Annotated in this window: 18 protein-coding genes, 1 tRNA gene and 1 riboswitch; of the genes, 10 read left to right on the forward strand and 9 right to left on the reverse strand. The window is 59.5% G+C overall.

Going from position 1 to position 21,036, the window contains the following annotated elements; genetic code table 11:
• Position 1: 1 nt before the first annotated feature.
• Entirely contained in the window at positions 2–175 is a 174-nt protein-coding gene (locus tag F3J08_RS00950; RefSeq protein WP_023977686.1) for a hypothetical protein, read from the forward strand.
• A 149-nt stretch (positions 176–324) separates the two neighbouring features.
• Here the strand turns inward: F3J08_RS00950 and F3J08_RS00955 are convergent, their stop codons facing one another.
• The gene (locus F3J08_RS00955; protein ID WP_166928087.1) at positions 325–1,488 is read right to left on the reverse strand and encodes a bifunctional 2-C-methyl-D-erythritol 4-phosphate cytidylyltransferase/2-C-methyl-D-erythritol 2,4-cyclodiphosphate synthase; all 1,164 of its coding nucleotides are present in this window, start codon (positions 1,486–1,488) and stop codon (positions 325–327) included.
• Between the two features lie 105 nt (positions 1,489–1,593).
• Positions 1,594–2,997, reverse strand: a complete 1,404-nt coding sequence (locus tag F3J08_RS00960; protein ID WP_166928088.1) for a sugar porter family MFS transporter — start codon at positions 2,995–2,997, stop codon at positions 1,594–1,596.
• Between the two features lie 484 nt (positions 2,998–3,481).
• On the opposite strand from F3J08_RS00960, the gene F3J08_RS00965 reads away from it, so the two are divergent.
• Both F3J08_RS00965 and F3J08_RS00970 read left to right on the forward strand, forming a co-directional pair.
• The gene (locus F3J08_RS00965; RefSeq protein WP_166928089.1) at positions 3,482–3,982 is read left to right on the forward strand and encodes a hypothetical protein; all 501 of its coding nucleotides are present in this window, start codon (positions 3,482–3,484) and stop codon (positions 3,980–3,982) included.
• A 256-nt stretch (positions 3,983–4,238) separates the two neighbouring features.
• Positions 4,239–7,121 (forward strand): ligand-binding sensor domain-containing diguanylate cyclase, encoded by a 2,883-nt coding sequence (locus F3J08_RS00970; RefSeq protein WP_166928090.1) that lies wholly within the window; start codon positions 4,239–4,241, stop codon positions 7,119–7,121.
• Here the strand turns inward: F3J08_RS00970 and apaG are convergent.
• Entirely contained in the window at positions 7,081–7,554 is a 474-nt protein-coding gene (apaG, locus tag F3J08_RS00975; RefSeq protein ID WP_166928091.1) for a Co2+/Mg2+ efflux protein ApaG, read from the reverse strand. The two genes, F3J08_RS00970 and apaG, sit on opposite strands and share 41 nt — an antisense overlap.
• A gap of 36 nt (positions 7,555–7,590) precedes the next feature.
• Positions 7,591–8,778 carry an O-succinylhomoserine sulfhydrylase gene (gene metZ, locus F3J08_RS00980; protein WP_166928092.1) on the reverse strand — a complete coding sequence of 396 codons (1,188 nt, stop codon included), beginning with the start codon at positions 8,776–8,778 and terminating at the stop codon, positions 7,591–7,593.
• Between the two features lie 67 nt (positions 8,779–8,845).
• Positions 8,846–8,925: riboswitch (SAM riboswitch) on the reverse strand.
• Between the two features lie 104 nt (positions 8,926–9,029).
• Between metZ and F3J08_RS00985 the strand changes: the two genes are divergently transcribed.
• Positions 9,030–9,103: transfer RNA gene (locus tag F3J08_RS00985), tRNA-Gly, on the forward strand.
• A gap of 26 nt (positions 9,104–9,129) precedes the next feature.
• Here the strand turns inward: F3J08_RS00985 and F3J08_RS00990 are convergent.
• From F3J08_RS00990 to F3J08_RS01010, 5 genes are all read right to left on the reverse strand, one after another.
• Positions 9,130–9,684 (reverse strand): hypothetical protein, encoded by a 555-nt coding sequence (locus F3J08_RS00990; RefSeq protein WP_205206606.1) that lies wholly within the window; start codon positions 9,682–9,684, stop codon positions 9,130–9,132.
• A gap of 59 nt (positions 9,685–9,743) precedes the next feature.
• On the reverse strand, positions 9,744–10,502 hold the full coding sequence (locus tag F3J08_RS00995; RefSeq protein WP_370458640.1) for a 2OG-Fe dioxygenase family protein: 759 nt from the start codon (positions 10,500–10,502) through the stop codon (positions 9,744–9,746).
• A 26-nt stretch (positions 10,503–10,528) separates the two neighbouring features.
• Entirely contained in the window at positions 10,529–11,764 is a 1,236-nt protein-coding gene (locus F3J08_RS01000; protein WP_035443912.1) for an NAD(P)/FAD-dependent oxidoreductase, read from the reverse strand.
• A 352-nt stretch (positions 11,765–12,116) separates the two neighbouring features.
• The gene (gene argJ / locus F3J08_RS01005) at positions 12,117–13,352 is read right to left on the reverse strand and encodes a bifunctional glutamate N-acetyltransferase/amino-acid acetyltransferase ArgJ (RefSeq protein WP_062164989.1); all 1,236 of its coding nucleotides are present in this window, start codon (positions 13,350–13,352) and stop codon (positions 12,117–12,119) included.
• Positions 13,353–13,491: 139 nt separating this feature from the next.
• The gene (locus tag F3J08_RS01010; protein ID WP_166928093.1) at positions 13,492–14,403 is read right to left on the reverse strand and encodes a peptidylprolyl isomerase; all 912 of its coding nucleotides are present in this window, start codon (positions 14,401–14,403) and stop codon (positions 13,492–13,494) included.
• A 362-nt stretch (positions 14,404–14,765) separates the two neighbouring features.
• Between F3J08_RS01010 and secA the strand changes: the two genes are divergently transcribed.
• The 6 genes from secA (at position 14,766) to ybgC (ending at position 20,998) form a co-directional block, all read left to right on the forward strand.
• On the forward strand, positions 14,766–17,513 hold the full coding sequence (gene secA, locus F3J08_RS01015; RefSeq protein WP_166928094.1) for a preprotein translocase subunit SecA: 2,748 nt from the start codon (positions 14,766–14,768) through the stop codon (positions 17,511–17,513).
• A 36-nt stretch (positions 17,514–17,549) separates the two neighbouring features.
• The gene (locus tag F3J08_RS01020) at positions 17,550–18,299 is read left to right on the forward strand and encodes a YebC/PmpR family DNA-binding transcriptional regulator (protein ID WP_122039816.1); all 750 of its coding nucleotides are present in this window, start codon (positions 17,550–17,552) and stop codon (positions 18,297–18,299) included.
• Positions 18,296–18,802, forward strand: coding sequence for a crossover junction endodeoxyribonuclease RuvC (gene ruvC, locus F3J08_RS01025; protein ID WP_122039817.1), 507 nt, complete (start codon positions 18,296–18,298; stop codon positions 18,800–18,802). Before F3J08_RS01020 ends, ruvC begins: the two co-directional genes overlap by 4 nt.
• Positions 18,803–18,878: 76 nt before the next feature.
• Positions 18,879–19,484 carry a Holliday junction branch migration protein RuvA gene (gene ruvA / locus F3J08_RS01030; RefSeq protein ID WP_023978583.1) on the forward strand — a complete coding sequence of 202 codons (606 nt, stop codon included), beginning with the start codon at positions 18,879–18,881 and terminating at the stop codon, positions 19,482–19,484.
• 55 nt (positions 19,485–19,539) lie between these two features.
• Entirely contained in the window at positions 19,540–20,598 is a 1,059-nt protein-coding gene (ruvB, locus tag F3J08_RS01035) for a Holliday junction branch migration DNA helicase RuvB (protein WP_122039818.1), read from the forward strand.
• On the forward strand, positions 20,585–20,998 hold the full coding sequence (gene ybgC, locus F3J08_RS01040) for a tol-pal system-associated acyl-CoA thioesterase (protein WP_023978582.1): 414 nt from the start codon (positions 20,585–20,587) through the stop codon (positions 20,996–20,998). The genes ruvB and ybgC overlap by 14 nt, the downstream gene beginning before the upstream one ends.
• The last annotated feature ends 38 nt before the right edge of the window (positions 20,999–21,036 follow it).

The raw sequence follows: 21,036 nt of genomic DNA on the forward strand, positions 1-21,036 counted from the left end.
TATGTCTTCTCGTATTCAGGCCGTGCTGGATGAGAACGCCGCTGCTGCAAATCTCATTCGTCGTATTCCGTTCAAGGTGCGTTCTGCCCATTTCGTGGCACGTTGCGTCCAGAATGTCTGGCTGCTTCTTGCAGCAACGCCCGTCATTGTTGTGATCTGCGCCATCAAGGGCTGAGTTTCGCCCATCCGGCCTGCGCCGGAAGGCGAGAACGCCCGGCTCCGAACCGGCAAAAGGCGCAGCTCCAGCTGCTCTTGTCGGCGCATCAATGAAAAAAGCCCGGCACAATGGCCGGGCTTTCTGCTTTCATACGCTCTGTATGTCGTTCAGGGAACAAGCACTGTGGCGACAGCCGTGGCGGCAATGCCCTCTTCGCGGCCCGTGAAGCCGAGGCGCTCGGAGGTGGTCGCCTTGACCGAGATGCGTTCCACATCGACCTGAAGCAGCGAGGCAAGGCGCTCACGCATGGCCTGAGCGTGAGGGCCGATCTTGGGACGCTCGCAGATGAGCGTTACATCGGCATTGATCAGCATGCCGCCGCGCTGGCGAATACGCTCGCCTGCGTGAATCAGGAAACGCGCGGAGTCCATATCCTTCCACTCATTATCCGTGGGCGGGAAATGGCGGCCGATATCTCCCTCGGCAAGCGCACCATAGATGGCGTCGCACAGGGTGTGGATACCGACATCAGCGTCGGAATGGCCCGCCAGCCCGCGATCATGGGGGATGGTGATACCACAGAGGATCAGGGGACGGCCGGCCTCGAAGGCATGAACGTCATAGCCCAGCCCCGTGCGCGGGAGTGGGGTCGAGCCGAGCAGTCGTTCGAGACGCACGAGATCCTCCGGTAGGGTCAGTTTGATGTTATCCTCAGCGCCCTGGACGAGGGCAACCGGATGACCCGCGGCTTCGAGCAGGGCGGCGTCATCAGTGACAGGCCCCTGATGTGTGCGGTGCAGGTCGAGCAGAAGCGGGAAATGGAAGCCTTGCGGGGTCTGGGCACGCCACAGGGAGTCGCGGCAAACGGTTGTGTCGACCAGGCCGTCGCGACCGCGCTTGAGCGTATCCGCCACGGCAACCGCTGGTATGGCCCCCGGATGCTTTTCAAGCGCCTTGAGCACGTTCCGTACCACCTCGGCGGGCACGTAGGGGCGTGCGCCATCATGGACCAGAACAAGATCGGGTGGCTCGGGCAGGCGCGCTAGGGCCTCAAGCCCGGCGCGCACGCTGTCCTGACGTTCACGCCCCCCTGCGACAGGCGGCAATGTCTCGATCCCGTCGAGGGCCTGCAGCAGCAGCGGGTCATCGCCAACTGGCTGGATAAGGGTCACATGGTCGCGCAGCGCTTCAGCTGCGTGGCGAATGACGGTTTTGCCACCAAGCAGCAGGTACTGCTTTGGCATGGCAGACAGGCCGGTGGCCGGCGCGGCGCTGGCATCAGCGAAGCGGCGACCGGAACCGGCGGCGAGGAGGATGGCAGCAATACGCATGATGTTCAGGGAATGGGGATTTGTCCCTGCCGCGTCAAGCCAAGAAAAAAGGGCCCCGCAGAGACTGCGGAGCCCATGACCTGTGCGTCACACGTGAAGTGGGTTTCAGCGACCGATATCGCGCAGGCGGATACCCTTGTTGAGCTTGTGTTCGAGGGACTCCAGCGACACGCCACGTGTCTCAGGCACGAAGGCGAGGGTGACGAGGATGAACACTGCATTGAGCGCTGCATACAGCCAGAAGGTGTGCGAGGCGCCCAGTGTGCCAAGCAGCGTCAGGAACGTGGCGCCTACGACCATGTTCGCAATCCAGTTGGTGAAGGTCGAGCAGGCAATACCGAAATCACGACCCTGGAGCGGCTGCACTTCGGCGCAAAGCACCCAGATGAGCGGGCCGGCAGAGAAAGCGAAGCCGGTGATGAAGAGCAGCAGAACCCCGACCGAGAGGTAATGCATCATCGTGCTCGAATCCTGACCGAAGGAAAGCAGGATCGCGAGTGCCCCCATGCCAATGGCCATGATGACGAAGCCGGCGACGAGCATCGGACGACGACCCCAGCGATCGACGAAACCGATGGCGATGAAAGTGGCCAGCATGTTGACCAGACCGACGATGGCCGTGCCCCACATCTGCCCGTCCTGACCGAAGCCGGCCACTTCGAAGATACGCGGCGCGTAATACATGACGATGTTGATGCCGGTGAGCTGCTGGACGATCTGCAGACCAATGCCAAGCATGACGGAGCGACGGAAGTTAGGGTTTTCAAGGAACATCGAGAAGCCGCGCTGCTTCTGTTGCAGGCCTTCCTGGATATCGCGGATTTCGCTCTCTGCTTCGGCGCGCGAGGCGCGCAGCGAGGCAAGCGTTTCGAGCGCTTCGGCATGACGGCCACGCAGCATCAGCCAGCGCGGGCTGTCAGGAAGGAAAAGTGAGCCCACAAGGAACACAGCACCCGGGACGGCGACGATACCGAGCATCCAGCGCCATGACCCCGAATAGGCGAACATGGCGTCTGAGATGAAGGCGAGCAAAATCCCGATGGTGATCATGAGCTGATACACCGAAATCAGGCTGCCGCGATGCTGTTCGTCAGCCACTTCCGAAATGTAAAGCGGTGCCACGAAACTGGCGATACCGATGGCAAGCCCAAGAATCGCACGTGCAACGATAAGCAGAGTGACAGAATGGGCCACGACACAGCAGATGGCGCCAATCACGAACAGGGCAGCGCTGAAGACAAGCGCCTTTTTGCGGCCAAGGCTGTAGGAAAGACGCCCGGCAATGAGTGCCCCAAGGGCCGCGCCGAACATCATGGAAGAAACGATCCACTCCTGAGCGGTATCACTGGCCTGAAATTCCTTGGCAATAAAGCCAAGGGCGCCGGAGATGACGCCGATATCGAGACCGAACATCAATCCTGCAACTGCCGCAAGAATCGCAGCGAGCATCATTTTTCCAACCAGCGGAAGCTTCGTTTCCACTGGGGTGGGAGAGGTAACGTTACTCATATGAGAAGACCTTAGTCGAGAAAGCCTTGGGGCCGGGCCTGCAGAGGAATCGCTGTTGTCACACAGGAAATCCCAAACTCCGTGTGATCTTTAAGGGTTTGTCACGTTAAATCAAACCAAAATCGTTGTGATCCACATAATGGGTTTCCGGGTGAATTAGGGACTAGTGGGTCGTGTCTTGAGAGGGCGGTCCCATGTCAAAGAAAAAGCAAATAGCCGCCTAATTCTAATAACAGAGAAAAAAGTAACCACGATTTATGTTAATTTAACCGAAAGGAAGGGATGGACGAGCCTCTATTGTTGACTTGATCGCATACAGTATAAGTGAACTATAAATCAACAATAAATAGACATAAATACAAATTATTCTTTTATGATATAACTCTACCTCTAAATCATTCCATAACTACGCGAGACGTTCGTCAGGAAAGAGACCATTGTCTGCTCAAGCAATAAAGCTTTTGTATGTAAATGGATTGGTCTCATGTCTATTCTCATCACAGCATCAAGGTCTCTGTCAGTACTTGCGTTTGCGGGTTCGGTCCTGGGTTTGGGGGTTGCGGCCTCGGCTTCGCTGCCTGGCGAACCTGCCCACGTCCTGTCGGATGTATCTGATGTTGCCTATGCTGGCCCGCGTCCGCCTGCTGGTCAGAAGTGGGATCCGTGCCTGCAGCCGGGCGCTTGCATTGTCGAGAACCGTCAGGACGTTGCCTATGCTGGCCCGCGTCCGCCTGCCGGTCAGAAGTGGGATCCGTGCCTGCAGCCGGGCGCTTGCGTTGTCGAGAACCGTCAGGACGTTGCCTATGCTGGCCCGCGTCCGCCTGCTGGTCAGAAGTGGGATCCTTGCCTGCAGCCGGGTGCCTGCGTTGTCGAGAACCGTCAAGACGTTGCCTATGCTGGCCCGCGTCCGCCTGCTGGTCAGAAGTGGGATCCTTGCCTGCAGCCGAGTGCCTGCGTTGTCGAGAACCGTCAGAGCGTAGCCTGAGCCGGTCTCCACTGTCAGCCTGACGAAGAATGGGACAAATGTATCGATCTTAAGCTGTGGCTTATACGTTATATATGATGTCGCGAGTTTTTAACGACGTGATGCGGTAGTTATCTTAGAGTATTGAGTGAAAGCGCAGTCACGCGTTGGGGAAAAAATCCTGATATCCGTCCCGTTCATCAGCAAGATCGAAGAGGGTACGATGCATCCCGCATCGGCCCTTTTTTGTCATGTTCGGCGCATCGCGCGAGGCATCATGCTGGTCGCATTGCTTCTGCCTGCATGGTTCATTGGCCAGGCCAGGGCAGGTAATGCAGACCTTGCGATGCAGAGTTTCACGCAACGCGATGGCGTGGATAGTTCGTATATATACGGTCTTGCTCAGGACAAGCAGGGCTATCTGTATTTACTTACCCAGAGAGCACTCTATTTCTTTTCCGGACGACGCTTTTACAGGATCCACGTTCAGGATGGACCTGGCCAACCCAGCCATGCCGATGGCGTAAGGTTTCTGCCCGATGGTCGGGTCCTCGTCCTGAAGCGTGGCACACTTGCCATCTCGCAGCGCCAGACAACCGAACGTGTATCGCCACTCCTGCTGCAATTCAGAAGGGTAGAGCTTGGCCATGTCGGGCTGGTAAGCAACATCCTGATCGACCATGGGCGTCTGGTCGTCGTGGGTGGTCACGGTGTCTATCTCTGTGACGCCCCGCGAGACGATAGGCTGTCGTGCCCTGCACAACCGCTCGTCGCTAATCCAAGGACACTTATCTATCAGATCGGGGAAGCCGTTTTCCTGCGCGAGCCTGGAAGCGTAGTCCTGCACGATCTCAGCGGTCTGCGCGTGATCAAGCTGCCTTGGGACGCGGAAATATCAGACTCGCCGTTCACACAATCTGACTCCAGCTTTTACGCGCTTCAGACTGATAATCTGCTCCTCCCGCATCAGAATGGCCACATAGAAAAAGTGCCTGTCGATTGGGCGGTCGATCGACAGAGTATTGTCGAACATCCGACATTTGCTGTTGAGACGGGTGACGCGACCGTATTTTTTGACGGTACCCGGCTGCGCTACTTCAATGGACAGTACTGGAATGTACTCAATCACGCCCTGGGCCGGGAACAGGACATCCACTTCGCCTATATTGATCGCGACCGTCAGCTTTGGACAGTGCAGGATTCGGTCGAGCTCACCAAGCTGATCGGGTGGAGTACGTGGGAAAACCTCGAGCCGGAAAGTATTCGCTCTGTCTGGTCAGTATTACCTCTTGCGGATGAAAAACTGCTTCTCACGGATCATGGACTTTATGAATTCCGGCATAACGAGATCGGCGAACGTCTGAGAGACGGAAATTTCTTCTTCGGGCTGCCGGACGGAAAGTCTGGATACTGGTTGCCCGTAGATGACCGTGACCTCCTGCACTGTCTCTTCCAGGCAGAGCATCTGATCTGCAATCAGAAACTGCCAATCAGGAGGATACTTGGTCTGGTCGCGTCGATACGCGACGACAAGCTCTGGATCGCCTCGGACGAGGGGTTGCTCGAAGTGCCGCAGAATGCCGTGGCAGCGCCGGATATCGCGGTAGATGAAGCGGGAAGGCCGCTCAACAGATCGGCCAGTGCCATAACGTTGCGAGATGATGGCACACCCTGGGCCATCATAGGGAACGCGCTTTACCGTCGCACGGACACAGGGCGATGGTCTCCTGTCTTGACGCATTGGGCTAATGGGCGCGATTTCTCGCCATTGACGATGATATTCACCTCCCACGATGATCTGTGGGTAGGGGGGCTGCGTGCCCGTGCCGGGCTCGTGCATATTCATCTCGATGGTAACCGTATTGGCAATACGAGGCAGATTGGTGCCCAGTGCACAGGGTCGCAGATCATCTTCAGCCTGCTCTGGGACCATCACAAGCGGCTATGGGTCGGTACCGAAAATGGTCTCGCGGTCTTTGACGGGCGGCAGTGGTTACGATTGACGCGTGATGATGGGTTGATTTCAGCCAACATCAACCAGCAAGGCTTGACCGAGGATACGGACGGTTCGATCTGGGTCACCACGACGCGTGGTGTTTCGCATCTGATGCATCCTGATCATTTTTTTGAGCCGACCGATCTCAAACCAGTCTTTATCGAGGCCAGACTTGGAGAGCAGGTGCTTCCCGAGCATGCTGTGCCATTCACGCGTGATCCCTTGGTAGTCACCCTTGGGACCCTCAATACGGCGCTCGCCTCGACGACCTATTTCAGATACCGCCTTGAGGGAGTGGACCAGGACTGGATCACGTCAACAACCGGAGAGATACGCTACAACTTCGTTCCGCCAGGTCATTCGCGCCTGATCGTTCAGGCGATCAACGATAACAGGAATATCGTCTCCCGGCCGATCGTGCTGCTTATCAGAATGCAGCGCCCCTGGTGGATGGCATGGCCGTTGATCGTTCTGTATATCGCTGCGGTCGTGATACTCCCGTACGTCCTGAACCGTGTCCGGTTTCGCTACCTGCTTAAGCGGCAGAGGCGCCTGGAGGCGCTGGTCAACGAACGTACGGTCGAGATGCGTGCTGCGCAGGCTGCCTTGGAGCAGCAGGCGAGACAGGACGGACTGACACGACTCATGAACCGTCGTACAGCAGAGGCGAGCGTATTGCGACTGCTCGAGCGACTGGGACAGCCCGATTTCGAGGGCGAACATCGCTCATTGACTCTCGCATTGTTCGACGTCGACTACTTCAAGTCGATCAACGACACGTTCGGGCATACGATAGGCGATGAGATACTGGCTGAGATCGGCGCTCGCCTTCTGCGTGACAAGCAGCCCGAAGAGATTATCGGACGATACGGCGGCGAAGAATTTTTGATTGTCATCCAGGGCGATATGCCAACATCGTTTCGTCGCGTTGAGGCGTTGCTTGCCGGACTAAGCAACGAGCCTTTCGAGACCAAGGTTGGTGCGTTGGCTATCGGATGCAGCGCCGGACTGGCACGTAGCGTGCCTGAAATCGAAACCCCTCGTGAGATCTGGATGGAAGCCCTCGAGCGGGCCGATCAGGCTCTTTATCGTGCCAAACTCGAAGGGCGGGGACGTCTTGTTGTCAGTGAACAAGACCAAGACGATGAGGACTATCAAGACTGAAAGCAGGAATGGTGACCTCGAAGCGTTCACCCGTGGCGGGCACGATCATGTGGTACATTCCGCGCATGAAGCCACACGCTGTGGGCAGGGCCACGCCCGATGTGTATTCAAAAACTTCCTGTGCGATAAGAATGGGCTGCTCGCCGATCACGCCATCGCCATGAATATGGTCGGTCTTTCCGCGTCCGTCTGTGATTTCCCAGAACCTGGTCAGGAGCTGGATCGTCTCGCTGCCGCCATTCTCGATCCGGATATGATAGGCCCAGGCAAAATGATGGTCTTCCGGCTGGGATTGGTCCTCAAGCCAGAAAGTGCGCACTGAGACGCTCACCCCCTGGGTTGTGGCCTCGTAGCGAGGCGCAGCTTCAATGGCTTCGGCAAGGCTCGCTTCAGGGTCGGCCACGAGGCGGGGAGGGGCAGGCTTTTGCGACATGCCCGCCTTGTAGGCCGATGAAGCGCCGGAAAGCAATCAGGCTTTGAGCGCAGCAAGCCCTCGCTGAAGATCTGCAATCAGGTCGCGGGCATCTTCAAGCCCTACCGAAAGACGGATGGCGCCATCCGTAATCCCGAGTTTGGCTCGCTCGGCTGCATCGACCTTGGAGTGAGTCGTCGTGGCGGGATGGGTGGCGAGAGACCGTGCATCCCCCAGATTGTTTGAGATCGCAATCAGCCTGAACGCATTGAGAAAGCGGAACGCTGCCTCACGGCCGCCCTCGACTTCAAAAGCGACCAGTGAGCCACCATTGAGCATCTGCTTTTCAACCAGGGCGCGCTGGGGGTGAGAGGCAAGGCCAGGATACGCAACACGGGCGATACCCGGCTGGTTCTCGAGGAAATTTGCCACTTCGCTGGCATTGTGGGCCATGGCGTTGACGCGTAGCGGAAGCGTTTCAAGCCCCTTGAGCAGAACCCACGCATTGAACGGTGAAAGGGCGTTGCCCGTATTACGGGTGAAGGGCTGCAGGACTTCCTCAATCCACTGCTTGCGGCCCAGAACAGCGCCACCAAGAACGCGGCCTTGCCCATCGATATGCTTTGTGCAGGAATACAGAACCACGTCAGCCCCAAGGGCCAGAGGCTTCTGCCCGACCGGTGAGGCAAACACGTTATCGACCATCAGCAGGGCGCCGGCCTTGTGTGCGAGATCGGCAATGCGTTCGATGTCCAGCACGTCGAGCATCGGATTCGAGGGGCTTTCGATCAGCACGGCACCGGTTGGCTGTGAAAGCGCTGCCTCCCACCCGGCCCAGTCATCACCATCGACGAGAACAGTCTCGATGCCGTAGCGCGGCAGCAGATTGGTCACGATCCAGTAGCATGAGCCGAACAGGGCGCGGGACGCAACCACACGGTCGCCCTGTTTCAGATGGGACAGCAGGGCAGATGAGACTGCCCCCATGCCACTGGCTGTCACGATGCAGGCCTCGGCTCCTTCCAGCAGGGCGAGGCGTGACTGGAGGGCATCGGTCGTGGGATTACCGAAGCGGGAATACTGATAATGGGTGACGTCGCCGGTGAATGTGGCGGCTGCCTGCTCGGCGCTGTCATAGACAAACCCCGAGGTGAGGAAGATGGCTTCGCTGGTTTCGCCATGTTCGGTACGGCTGACATCCTCATGCAACAGACGTGTCGAGGGGCCGAAATTATTTTGAGTCATGGGAGGGAGACGCTCCAAAATGCACCGTGATCCGTAGGGTGCGATTCTGGCCGTGGAAAACCTGGAACCAAACTGGTTCCGGGCCTCTTTAGCGCTGTTGTTTAGCCTCGCCGCAATCCGGCCGTTCAAATCGCGAGGGTTCTGCCGCGTGCGGCACCACGGTAGTGACTATGCGCAAAGGCTGTGTCGGTCGTCAACCGGCAGTGGGATGATTGCATCGCGCAAGCGACTGGGATAGAAGGGGCACCGTTGCGGGTGTAGTTCAATGGTAGAACGGCAGCTTCCCAAGCTGCATACGAGGGTTCGATTCCCTTCACCCGCTCCAATTTCCCGAAAAATTCGGTGCTGAGACTACCCGCGAAGAAGCTTCTTCTTCGGGGTCTCCTCACCCTTGTCTTTGTCTGTCTTTTGCGGTGCCGGCGCCGTGACGGGCGCACCGTCCTGATAGGCTGTTCCATTCCAGGTCCAGCGATCATTCTTGTCGATCAGCAGATCATGCATGCCGTTGTGACGGCTCGACAGGACAGATATGGCCCCGCTTACCGAGTCGAGCACAAGCTTCCAGCCACCCTTGTGACGCAGATAGACCGAAGTCGAACAGCCCGCCGAACCGCAAAGACGGGCGGATTGCAGTTGCACGAAAAGTGCCATGTCGCCCCGGTCTGTCGAGAGTGGTGCCGAGGCAACCAGAACGACAGGCTGATCATCATGTTTGGCGGCATCCGCCAGATCGCCCGCGCTCAGTTGGCGGGCCTCCTGATCGAGATTGGTACCAGGCTGCGCCGTGAGAATGACGGGATGCGGCCCATTGCCTGATGGGGCCGACTTTTGATGCGTCCGGGCCAGGGCAGGTGCTGCCATAAGGCCTGTGATGGCAATACCCGCCAATACCACACGAAAACGCATCGGATTGTCTTTCATTTTGCCCGCACGAATCGCAGGGGCCATTTTTTCACGCCGGTTTATTACGCATGTCTGAGCGTGACGACCAGTACATCGCGATAGGCCGGACGGGCGGGGTCGATTGGCTCGACGGGGGTGACCCCGTGGTACACACGATGGTCATCGACGAGAGCCGTGTCGAGGGGGGACTCGAGCGTGAACGAACCGACTTCCTGACGGTGATCGTCGTGGATCGTCGTGACGCCGGAAGCGACATTTTCGCGACTGACCATCAGAACGAAAACCCAGTCCACACCATCACGATGCATTCCCTCCGGCGTGGGGCGGCCCTGGCTGCCAGCCTGAGCCTCGATACGGAACTGATGCACTTCCGCGTGCCAGCTATCGGGTTGGGTTGAGGCCGGCGTCATACGCAATGCCAGAAGATGGGCGGCATTGAGAATGGAAAGCATGACCGGATGCGAGGCAATGGCATCCTCTATCGGGCCAAACCAGCGTTCGATGCCGCCATTGAGCAGGTTGTAATCGCGGCTTTGATAGTGGGGCTGATGACGCTTGCGGTCGATACGCCCACCCGCCAGGGCATAGGTGGCATAACGCCGCTTACGATAGCGCCCGCCATCCGCCATGTACCGGTCGAGCCCCAGCCGGTTCCAGCTTTCGGCGAAGCGCTCCCAGTCCTCGAAACCGAAAGATTTAAGGAAGGAGCGCATGTCGGGCCCACGCTCGAAGGCAAAGCCACGCGCCTGCAGCGTGGCGACCATATCATCAAGGCGTTGCGCCTCGGCGGGGGGGAGGGACTGTGACCGTTGCAGGGGCATGAATCGAGACTACCGTTGATCGGGTGTTACTGGTCCAGACGAGGGCGGGTCGGGTTCAGATGAGCCTTGAGGAAGGCAGCCGTCCCGCGGGCCAGACCCATGACGCCAATCTGATGCTGACGGAAGATCAGATCATGAAGCCATCTCGGGGCGAGGCCACGCAGGAAGCCGCCACCAAAACTCGTCGAGGCACCAACCATGCCCCACCCGTTATAGTCTCCCAGAGACACGACCGCACCACGGTCGCGGTAAACAAATGTCGAGGGCTCGCGGCCCTGAGCAATGACCGGTATGGCGCGGCCAAGATAGATGCCCTGCTGGCGGGCAACCTGGGCTGTGGCGGGAAGCGGGGCGTCGTTGATACGCGCGCAGTCGCCGAGAGCAAAAATTGACGTATCGCTCGTGGACTGCATGTGATGGTTCACGACAAGCTGGCCGCCACGGGCAATTTCCAGTCCCTCGAACAGTTCGGTTGCAGCACTGGCGCGTACACCGGCAGCCCATACACGCAGCGAGGCCGGGATGACGCGCCCGTCCTTGAGGTGAAACCCTTCCTCATCCACTGACGTCACCATGGCCTCGGTCAGAACGGACACGCCCAGAGCCTCAAGCTGCTTGCGCGCATCGTTCGAAACGCGCTCGGGGAAGGCAGGGAGAATACGCTTGCCTGTCTCGATCAGGGAGAGGCGTAACACGTTGCGTCTTGCGTCCTTGCCATAACCGGGAGCGAGATCGATGGCGCTGCACAATTCGGCGGCGAGCTGCGTGCCGGTTGCGCCACCGCCGACAATACCGACCTCCAGCTTGCGGTTGCTGGCCGCTGCATCACGGAAAGCTGCCCGGAATTTCTCATGGAACGAGCTTGCATCCGGCAGTGAATCGATAAAGGTGCAATTGGCCATAACGCCCGTGATACCGAAATCATTCGAGCGCGAGCCAAGCGAGACCACCAGCATGTCGTAGGGGACGATCTCGTCATTCGCGAGGCGTATCTCGTGCTTCTCACGGTCAACGCTGCTCAGCGAACTCTGGATGAAGCGGAAGCCGAAACGGCGGCTGGCCTCCACAAAGGTCGTACAATCCCGCGTTTCCTCACCCGTACCCGCTGCAAATTCGTGCAGCATGGGTTTCCAGTAATGGACGGCGCCCTTGTCGATCAGCGTGGTTTCGATGTTGCGATGGCGGCCGCGACCGAGGGTCATCGCTGTTTCCATCCCGGCAACACCGCCGCCGATGATGACCACGCGAAATCCATTAGCCATGAAGTTTCCTCCGCAGTGTCGTCCGGGCAGGAATTACGACACTGATATGATTGCTCTTGTTGTGAGCGCGTCTCGCTCTCAACCCATAATGTGGGAGCAATCAACGCGGTCGTCCAGACGCGAGATGCGTCGCAGCGATCAAAAAAGGACGACTATGGTACTAAATCAGAAAAGGATGAGGCGCAATGCCGCGCGCAGGCACAGAGAAGGGGCGCAGACAGAGGTCCGTCCGAAGGATTCGGGAGAGGGCGGGGGGTGATTCTGCGCTCGGACTTCAATGGCCCCACAGGACAGAACATTCAGAGCGAAGCCCGCCATGCTGGGCCCGGTTGGCGGGCCCAGCGGTCGTGGTTCAGCTCCGGTAGGAGCCGTTGATGTCGATATAACCGTGGGTAAGATCACAGCTCCAGATCTGTGCGTGGCCATTGGCCAGCCCGAGATCGATCTGGATATCGATGTCCTGACCCTTCATGTGGGCTACCACGGGGGTTTCATCGTAGCCTTCGACAACCGTTCCCTGTCGGGCAATCCAGACATTGCCGATGGCGACGGAGAGTGTGTCGCGATTGGCTGGCTCACCGCTCTTGCCTACGGCCATGACGACGCGGCCCCAGTTGGCGTCCTCGCCTGCAATAGCCGTCTTGACCAGCGGGGAGTTGCCAACGGCGAGCGCGATCTTCTTGGCCGATTCGTCCGAAACGGCACCGCTCACACGCACCGTGAACATCTTGGTTGCCCCTTCACCGTCACGGACGACCATCAGGGCCAGTTCGAGCAGCAGGGAATCGAGGGCTTCACGAAAAGCTGCCAGTGCCGGATCGGTCAGGGATGTGATCTCGTCATGACCGGCCTGCGCGGTAGCGAAAACGAGCACCATATCCGATGTCGACGTGTCGGAATCGACCGTGATGGCATTGAAGCTGCGTTCTGTGCCCTCGCGCAGAAGCGATTGCAGCACATCATGGGAAATCGCCGCATCGGTCACCACAAAGCCCAGCATGGTGGCCATGTCGGGCGCGATCATGCCGCTGCCTTTGGCAATGCCCTGCAGGGTGACGGTCTTGCCCCCGATCTCGACCTGCCTTGTGGCAGCCTTGGGGAAGGTATCAGTGGTCATGATGGCGCGGGCAGCGTCTTCCCAGCCCTCGGGCGAAAGCGCCTCATAGAGCTGAGGCATTGCATCACTGATGCGCTCGGCATCAAGTGGCTCGCCAATGACGCCGGTCGAGGCAAGAAACACTTCCGTTGCCGGACAATGCACGACGCGCGCGGCGGCGGCAGCCGAGATCTGTGTTGCGATCACGCCAGCACGGCCAGTGAAAACATTGGCATTGCCCGAATTCACCACCAGCGCACGCGCCTTGCCCTGCGCCAGAGCTGCACGGCTCCAGTCGATGGGAGCGCCAGGGCATTTGCTGCGCGTGAACACACCCGCCGCCGTTGTGCCAGGCACGAACTCCATCATCATGAGGTCAGTGCGATCCTTGTAGCGGATCTGTGCGGCAACAGCGCCCAGCCTGACACCAGCTACCGGCAGAAGGCGCGGCAGGGGTTGGGCGAGGGGGGAGCGGGGGAGGGCTTTTGCCATGATCTGTCTCCGAGCTTTATACGTCGGAAAGAGGATGCACGGCTTGGGGCTCAGGTCCAGCCCCCCGCCCCCTAATGGGGCGAAAAGACCGGAATTCTGAGTGAAAAGTGAGCGTTAGGCGCTCACCTTCTTGTGGCGATTACTTCTTCGCCGGGGCTGCAACCGGGGCATCGCTGATGGGCTTGCCCTGGGCGTCGTAGCGCACGATCTTGACCTTCTTCTGCGCGTCCTCGACGATCTTGCGCACGTTGTCACGGATCAGCTGCTGACGGATTTCGTCATGCACCTGGTCAAGCGGCGGCACAGGAGCCTCACGCGAGGCCAGAACCTGAATGACGTGCCAGCCATACTGGGTCTTGACCGGGGTCTGGCTGATCGTGCCGGGCTTCATGGCGAAAGCGGCCTTCGAGAACTCCGGCAGCATGTCGTCTTTCTTGAACCAGCCAAGATCACCACCGCTTGCGCCCGACCCCTTGTCGGTCGAGAGCTTCTTGGCGAGATCCTCGAACTTCGCACCCTTGTCGAGCTGCTTGATCACGTCCTTTGCGGTTGCTTCATCAGCCACAAGGATATGGCGGGCATGGATTTCCTGCTCACCCTTCTTGGAGGCGTAATTCGCCTGATAGGCCTCCTTGATGGCGTCTTCCGTCACCAGCGGCGCAACCTTTTCCTGCAGATAGGCATTCTGAAGCGCGTTATCCGCGGCATCCTGCATCTGGGCCTTCACGTCCGGCTTCTTGTCGAGGCCTTCCTTGAGCGCGTCGATCTGGATGGCCTTCTGGCTGACCAGCTGGTTCAGCAGGATATTGACCAACGTGTTCGGCGGCAGCTGGCGCGCCTGCGGGGGCAGGCTGGCAGCAGCGTGCTTGACGTCATCCAGATAGATCTTCTGTCCATTGACAGAGGCAATCAGCGGGTTGGCATCAGCCGGAGCAGCGGCCGGAGCCGCATTCGCCGGAGCGGCAGGGGCAGGGGCTGCGAAAGCCGGAGCTGCCAGAGTCGTGCCGGAGATGAGAGCGGCGCAGAAAAGGGCCGGGCGGGTAAGCCGCATGGAGAAATAACCTCGAAAAACTCGTGGAACTTTGTCCAGCATGGCGCAGGCTTGGGCGCTCGGCAAGGCCGACAGGGGCGCGATATCGGGTTTTGATAGCGCTCTTCATGAAGAAAACGTGCGTTGCGGGGCTTTGAGCAACGCTGAACGCCATGCTGCTCGGTTGACCGGGGCAAGGGCGCGCCTTATCTCATTTCCCGCGTGGACAATCCCGATCCGGCTTCGGCGGATGTTTCGCGTGACCGCCTCGACCGATCGCCGCCTCTCAACCGGGCGAGTTCATCGGTGCAGGCGGGTCGGGATGATCCGCACTCCAGTTCGCGGTCCTGCTTCTAGCGGACCAGTTCGCCAGAAGGACAGTCATGTTCGCTCGTATTGCCCGCGCCATGTTCGGCACCGCCAATGATCGCTCACTGAAGGGCTATCAGAAGCGCCTGCCTGAAATCAACGCGCTTGAGCCTGCCATTCAGGCTCTTGACGATGATGCACTGCGCGCAAAGACCGAGGAATTCAAGGGCCGTATCGCCGGAGGTGAGAGCCTCGACAAGATCATGCCCGAGGCCTTCGCCGTGTGCCGCGAGGCATCGCGCCGTGTGCTCGGCATGCGTCATTTCGACGTTCAGCTCGTGGGCGGCATGGTGCTTCATTCCGGCCGTATCGCTGAAATGCGTACGGGTGAGGGCAAGACGCTGGTGGCGACGCTTGCTGTCTATCTCAGTGCGCTGGCCGGCAAGGGCGTGCACGTCGTGACGGTGAACGACTACCTGGCCAAGCGCGATGCAGAGGAGATGAGCAAGCTCTACAGCTTCCTTGGCCTGACCACGGGTGTGATCATTCCCAATCTGTCGGACGATGAGCGCCGCGCTGCCTATGGGTCGGACATCACCTACGGCACGAACAACGAATTCGGCTTCGACTATCTGCGCGACAACATGAAATACACGCTGGAAGAAATGGTCCAGCGTCCTTTCTATCATGCGATCGTCGATGAGGTGGATTCCATCCTGATCGATGAGGCGCGTACACCGCTCATCATCTCCGGCCCGGCCGATGACAGTTCCGAGCTGTATCGCGGGGTGGATGACGTGGTGGTGCAGCTCGTCAAGCATCCCGAGGCCTTCGAGCGGGACGAGAAGCTGCGTACGGTCATCCTGACCGAACAGGGCTCCGACATGGTCGAGGAAATGCTGCGTGAGGCCGGCGTCCTGCATGAGGGCGGCCTTTATGACGTGCACAACATCGCCGTCATGCACCACGTCCAGCAATCCCTGCGTGCCCACACACTTTTCGCCCGCGATGTCGAATATATCGTCCGTAGCGGCAAGGTGGTCATCATCGACGAGTTTACAGGCCGCATGATGGATGGCCGTCGTTATTCCGACGGGTTGCATCAGGCACTTGAGGCCAAGGAACACGTCGAGATCCAGCCTGAGAACCAGACGCTGGCCTCGATCACCTTCCAGAACTATTTCCGCCTCTATCCCAAGCTTTCGGGCATGACCGGCACGGCCATGACCGAGGCCGACGAATTTGCCGAGATCTACAAGCTCGATGTGGTCGAGATTCCCACCAATCTCCCCGTCGCGCGCAAGGATACGGATGACGAGGTCTACATCACGGCCCGCGAGAAGTTCGAGGCTGTAGCGAACCTGATCCAGGACGTTGCAAAATCAGGGCAGCCGGTGCTGGTAGGGACGACCTCCATCGAAAAGAGCGAGCATCTCTCCAACCTGCTCAGCTCCAAGAAAATCCCTCATTCCGTGCTCAACGCCCGCTTCCATGAAATGGAATCGCAGATCGTCGCACAGGCCGGGGCGCCGGGGGCTATCACCATTGCCACCAACATGGCGGGACGTGGTACGGACATCAAACTCGGCGGCAATCTGGACATGCTGATCCGTCAGAGCCTCGAGAAGATCGAGGATGAGGCAGCGCATGAAGCCGAGATCCTTCGTCTGCGTGAGGAAATCGCGGTCAATCATGGCAAGGTCAAGGAGCTTGGCGGCCTGTATGTGATCGGTACCGAGCGCCATGAGAGCCGTCGTATCGACAACCAGCTGCGTGGCCGTTCCGGCCGTCAGGGTGATCCGGGGGCATCACGCTTCTTCCTGTCGCTTGAAGACGACCTGATGCGCATCTATGGCGGCGAGCGTATGGGCGCGTTCTGGACCAAGCTGGGCATGAAGGAAGGCGAGGCCATTGTTCATCCCTGGCTGAACAAGGCGCTTGAGCGTGCCCAGAAGAAGGTTGAAGCGCGCAATTTCGACATGCGCAAAAACGTCCTGAAATACGACGACGTCATGAACGATCAGCGCAAGGAGGTTTATGCCCAGCGCCGCGAATACATGGCGATGGACGATGTATCGGGTATCCTGCAGGAACTCCGCGAGCAGAGCATCGAAGAGATGGTCCATGCCCGCGTACCCGAGAAGGCTTTTGCCGAACAGTGGGAGAGCGAGGCGCTCGAAGCCGATCTGCTGTCGCTGCTCAACCTGACCCTGCCGATTCGCGATTGGGCGAAGGAAGACGGCATGGATGCCGATCTGATCATCCAGCGTGTGGAAGAGGCGGCCACGCAGGCGCAGGCCGCACGCTCGGCCAATATCGGCCCGGAGATCATGCGTCATATCGAAAAGCAGGTGCTGCTCACCTCGTTTGACGGTGTGTGGAAAGAGCACCTCCATGCGCTTGATCAACTGCGTCAGGGCATCGGCCTGCGCGCCTATGGTCAGCGCGACCCGCTCAACGAATACAAGCACGAAGCCTTCCAGCTCTTTACCGCCATGCTGGACGACATGCGTATTCGTGCCACCTCGACCATGTCGCGCATTGAGGTGGTCCAGCAGGCTGATCCGTTCCCCGGTTTCGATGGTCATGCCGGTTTCGAGGGGCAGCAGATCTTTGCGTCCTCCGATGAGGGGGCGTCATCTGCCGGGCTTGAGCCGCGGCAGATAGGCATGCAGCCGGGCGGAATGTTTCAGGCCCCGTCAGGCATGGGCATGAATGTGCCGGAGGCCGAGGGTAGCTATGCGCAGGAAACCCCGCGCAACGCGCCTTGCCCGTGCGGGTCGGGCAAGAAATTCAAGCATTGTCATGGCCGTCTGGCCTGAAGAAGAACGAACAGTCATACGGTTTAGGAGGCTCTGATGGCCGGTCATTCGCAATTCAAGAACATCATGCATCGCAAAGGTGCGCAGGACGCCAAGCGTGCCAAGCAGTTTGCGAAGATCCTGCGTGAAATCACGGTTGCTGCGCGCTCGGGCCTGCCTGATCCGTCATCCAACCCGCGCCTGCGCGCCGCCATGATTGCGGCACGTGAAGCCAACATGCCCAAGGACAATGTCGAGCGCGCCATCAAGAAGGCCAGTGGTGCCGGTGGCGGTGAGGATTACGTGGAAGTCCGCTACGAGGGCTATGGCCCGGCGGGTGTTGCCGTGATCGTCGAGGGGCTGACGGATAACCGCAACCGTACCGCGAGTGAAGTGCGTGCTGCGTTCTCCAAGCATGGTGGGTCGATGGGCGAGAGCAACTCGGTGTCCTTCATGTTCCAGCGTCTGGGGGTCGTTACCTACCCGGTTGGCGCGGCTTCCGAGGAAGACATGCTGGATGCGGCCATTGAGGCGGGTGCCGATAATGCCGAGCTCACGGCCGATGGCCACGAGATCACCTGCGCCATGGAAAACCTCTTTGCAGTGCGTGATGCGCTCGAAGCACGTTTTGGCGAGCCAAGCTCGGCCAAGCTCGACTGGCGTCCGGAAAACACCGTGACACTGGATGAGGAAAAGGCACGCTCGGTGCTCAAGCTCATCGACGTTCTGGAAGACAATGACGATATCCAGGCCGTCTATGCGAATTTCGACATTCCCGACGACGTTGCCCAGGCACTCGCTGCTTGATCCGTCTGCTCGGTATCGATCCCGGCCTGCGTTTCATGGGCTGGGGGCTGATTGATGTCGAAGGCAACCGGTTACAGCATGTCGCCTCCGGCGTGATTGCCACGGATGGCGCTGAGTCCGTACCGCTCCGCCTATGCGAGCTACATGGTGCCCTGCAGAAGCTGATACGCGATTATCAGCCTGCCGAAGCGGCGGTTGAGGAAACATATGTCAACCGCAACGGAGCTTCGACACTCAAGCTCGGTTATGCGCGCGGTGTTGCCTTGCTGACCCCGGCCTATGAAGGGCTCCCCGTGGCGGAATATGGCGCCATGATGGTCAAGAAATCCGTTGTCGGCACCGGGGCGGCCACGAAGGAGCAGGTGACCATGATGGTCAAGCGCTTGCTGCCGGGTGCCGTCATTCACAAGGCGGATGCATCCGATGCGCTGGCGGTGGCGATCTGCCACGCCCATCATCGGGAGACGGCGCGGCAGGTCATGTCTGGCAGACGGATGGCCTGATCGGGTTCGCAGCCTGACTAGTAACAAGACAACAGGGCTCGGGGCAGGGTGCCATGACGCGTGAAGTGAGGTGGGCATGATCGGGCTACTGACGGGTATCGTGGTAAGCACGGATACGGATCGCTGTATTCTCGACGTCAATGGCGTGGGCTATCTCGTTTCGGCGTCGAGCCGGACTCTGGCGAATCTGCCTGCGGCCCCCGAAAAGACACGATTGCTCATCGAAACCGTGGTGCGCGAGGACGCGATCCAGCTCTTCGGTTTCCTGACTTCGGATGAGCAGGAATGGTTCCGTCTGCTGACCACGGTTCAGGGTGTCGGGGCCAAGGTGGCGCTGGCCATTCTCTCTGTGGCGACACCGGGTGATCTGGTTCTGTCCATCAGCGCTGGCGACAAGGCGGCGCTAACCCGTGCGGCAGGCGTTGGCGCCCGTCTGGCCGAGCGCATCGTGACGGAACTCAAGAGCAAGGTGGGCAAGATGCCCGCAGGCGGCGCGACTGCTGTCGGGCGTAGCGTCACGGGCAATGCAGGCTCTGTCGAAAGCGACGCGTTGCAGGCACTGGCCGGTCTTGGTTTTCGCCGCGCCGAGGCCTGGCCTGTGCTCAGCCGCATTCTGGTCGAGCATGAGGGAGCAACGCTGGACAAGGTCATTCGTCTGGCGCTCAAGGATCTGGCGCGATGACGCAAGGCATGGGCCGGTCAAATGAGACCAGTGGCAGGGGAATGGGGGCAAGAGCATGAGTGACACGGATAGAGGCCCACTGACCCCCGAGCGTCGTATGGAAGATACCGATCACGGTTTGCGTCCCCAGACGCTCGATGACTTCACCGGACAGCGCGCCAGTCGCGAAAACCTGTCCGTGTTCATCCAGGCGGCCCGCAGCCGGGGCGAGGCGCTGGACCATGTCCTGCTGCACGGGCCACCAGGCCTCGGCAAGACCACGCTGGCACAGATTGTGGCGCGCGAGCTTGGCGTCGGGTTTCGCGCCACATCGGGGCCAGTGATCCAGCGCGCGGGTGATCTTGCAGCCATTCTGACCAATCTGCAGCCCAATGATGTGCTGTTCATCGACGAGATCCATCGTCTGCAGCCCGCCATCGAGGAAGTGCTCTATCCGGCGATGGAAGATTTCCAGCTCGATCTGATCATCGGCGAGGGGCCAGCCGCCCGCTCGGTGCGTATCGATCTGGCGCCTTTTACTCTTGTTGCGGCCACAACGAGGGCTGGCCTGCTTGCGACACCTCTGCGCGACCGTTTCGGTATCCCGCTAAGGCTCGTGTTCTATACGCCCGAGGAACTGCGGCTGATCGTGTCCCGTGGAGCCGCCAAGCTGGGCATGAACCTGACCGAGGAAGGGGCGGAGGAAATCGCGAGGCGCTCGCGTGGGACGCCGCGTATTGCGGGCAGGCTCCTGCGTCGCGTGCGTGATTTCGCCGCTGTGGGCGCGCCGCATGACCGGGCGATCACGCGCGTGATGGCTGATGCCGCGCTCACGAGGCTTGAGGTCGATTCGGTCGGGCTGGATGCCATGGACAGGCGCTATCTCAAGCGCATTGCAGAGCATCATCACGGTGGCCCTGTCGGAGTCGAGACCCTGGCTGCGGCGCTGGCTGAGGCGCGTGACACGCTGGAAGATGTGATCGAGCCCTACCTGATTCAGGAAGGGCTTGTGTTGCGCACCTCGCGGGGCCGAATGCTTGGAGAGCGTGGCTGGACCCATCTCGGCCTCACGGCGCCAGCCTCGGCCAGTGCGGCACAGTTCGATCTGTTGAGGGAGAGCGATGAAGGTTCATAAGATCGGGTATCGCGTCTATTACGAAGACACGGATGCAGGCGGAATTGTTTACCATGCCCGCTATCTGGCCTTTGCCGAGCGGGCACGAACCGAGGCCCTGCGTATGTCAGGCACACCCGTTTCGATGTTGCAGGAAGAAACGGGTCTCGTCTTTGTCGTAACGAAGCTCACGGTCGAGTATCTGCGCCCGTTACGTCTGGATGACTGGGCAGAGATCACAACCACGATTGAATCTGTTGGCTCTGCACGTTGCCAGTTGCGCCAGATCGTGTCGTGTGGCGACATGCACGCCGCCACGCTGACAGTCGAGCTGGCATGCATCATGCAGAATTCCGGGCGGCCTGCCCGAATTCCGCCGCGATGGCGTGCATCCTTGGAGGCATTGTCGAGCCAGACCTGAGGACAGGCGGCATGTGATGATGCGTGACGATTCGGGAT

The sequence above is a fragment of the Asaia sp. As-1742 genome (assembly GCF_011753235.1).
In the GTDB taxonomy this organism is placed as follows: Bacteria; Pseudomonadota; Alphaproteobacteria; order Acetobacterales; family Acetobacteraceae; genus Asaia; species Asaia bogorensis_B.

What these genes read in the sequence shown, in the direction of transcription:
- F3J08_RS00950 (WP_023977686.1), top strand. Translation starts at nt 2, where the DNA reads ATGTCTTCTCGTATTCAGGCCGTGCTGGATGAGAACGCCGCTGCTGCA.
- F3J08_RS00955 (WP_166928087.1), bottom strand. Translation starts at nt 1,488, where the DNA reads ATGCGTATTGCTGCCATCCTCCTCGCCGCCGGTTCCGGTCGCCGCTTC.
- F3J08_RS00960 (WP_166928088.1), bottom strand. Translation starts at nt 2,997, where the DNA reads ATGAGTAACGTTACCTCTCCCACCCCAGTGGAAACGAAGCTTCCGCTG.
- F3J08_RS00965 (WP_166928089.1), top strand. Translation starts at nt 3,482, where the DNA reads ATGTCTATTCTCATCACAGCATCAAGGTCTCTGTCAGTACTTGCGTTT.
- F3J08_RS00970 (WP_166928090.1), top strand. Translation starts at nt 4,239, where the DNA reads ATGCTGGTCGCATTGCTTCTGCCTGCATGGTTCATTGGCCAGGCCAGG.
- apaG (WP_166928091.1), bottom strand. Translation starts at nt 7,554, where the DNA reads ATGTCGCAAAAGCCTGCCCCTCCCCGCCTCGTGGCCGACCCTGAAGCG.
- metZ (WP_166928092.1), bottom strand. Translation starts at nt 8,778, where the DNA reads ATGACTCAAAATAATTTCGGCCCCTCGACACGTCTGTTGCATGAGGAT.
- F3J08_RS00990 (WP_205206606.1), bottom strand. Translation starts at nt 9,684, where the DNA reads ATGCGTTTTCGTGTGGTATTGGCGGGTATTGCCATCACAGGCCTTATG.
- F3J08_RS00995 (WP_370458640.1), bottom strand. Translation starts at nt 10,502, where the DNA reads ATGCCCCTGCAACGGTCACAGTCCCTCCCCCCCGCCGAGGCGCAACGC.
- F3J08_RS01000 (WP_035443912.1), bottom strand. Translation starts at nt 11,764, where the DNA reads ATGGCTAATGGATTTCGCGTGGTCATCATCGGCGGCGGTGTTGCCGGG.
- argJ (WP_062164989.1), bottom strand. Translation starts at nt 13,352, where the DNA reads ATGGCAAAAGCCCTCCCCCGCTCCCCCCTCGCCCAACCCCTGCCGCGC.
- F3J08_RS01010 (WP_166928093.1), bottom strand. Translation starts at nt 14,403, where the DNA reads ATGCGGCTTACCCGCCCGGCCCTTTTCTGCGCCGCTCTCATCTCCGGC.
- secA (WP_166928094.1), top strand. Translation starts at nt 14,766, where the DNA reads ATGTTCGCTCGTATTGCCCGCGCCATGTTCGGCACCGCCAATGATCGC.
- F3J08_RS01020 (WP_122039816.1), top strand. Translation starts at nt 17,550, where the DNA reads ATGGCCGGTCATTCGCAATTCAAGAACATCATGCATCGCAAAGGTGCG.
- ruvA (WP_023978583.1), top strand. Translation starts at nt 18,879, where the DNA reads ATGATCGGGCTACTGACGGGTATCGTGGTAAGCACGGATACGGATCGC.
- ruvB (WP_122039818.1), top strand. Translation starts at nt 19,540, where the DNA reads ATGAGTGACACGGATAGAGGCCCACTGACCCCCGAGCGTCGTATGGAA.
- ybgC (WP_023978582.1), top strand. Translation starts at nt 20,585, where the DNA reads ATGAAGGTTCATAAGATCGGGTATCGCGTCTATTACGAAGACACGGAT.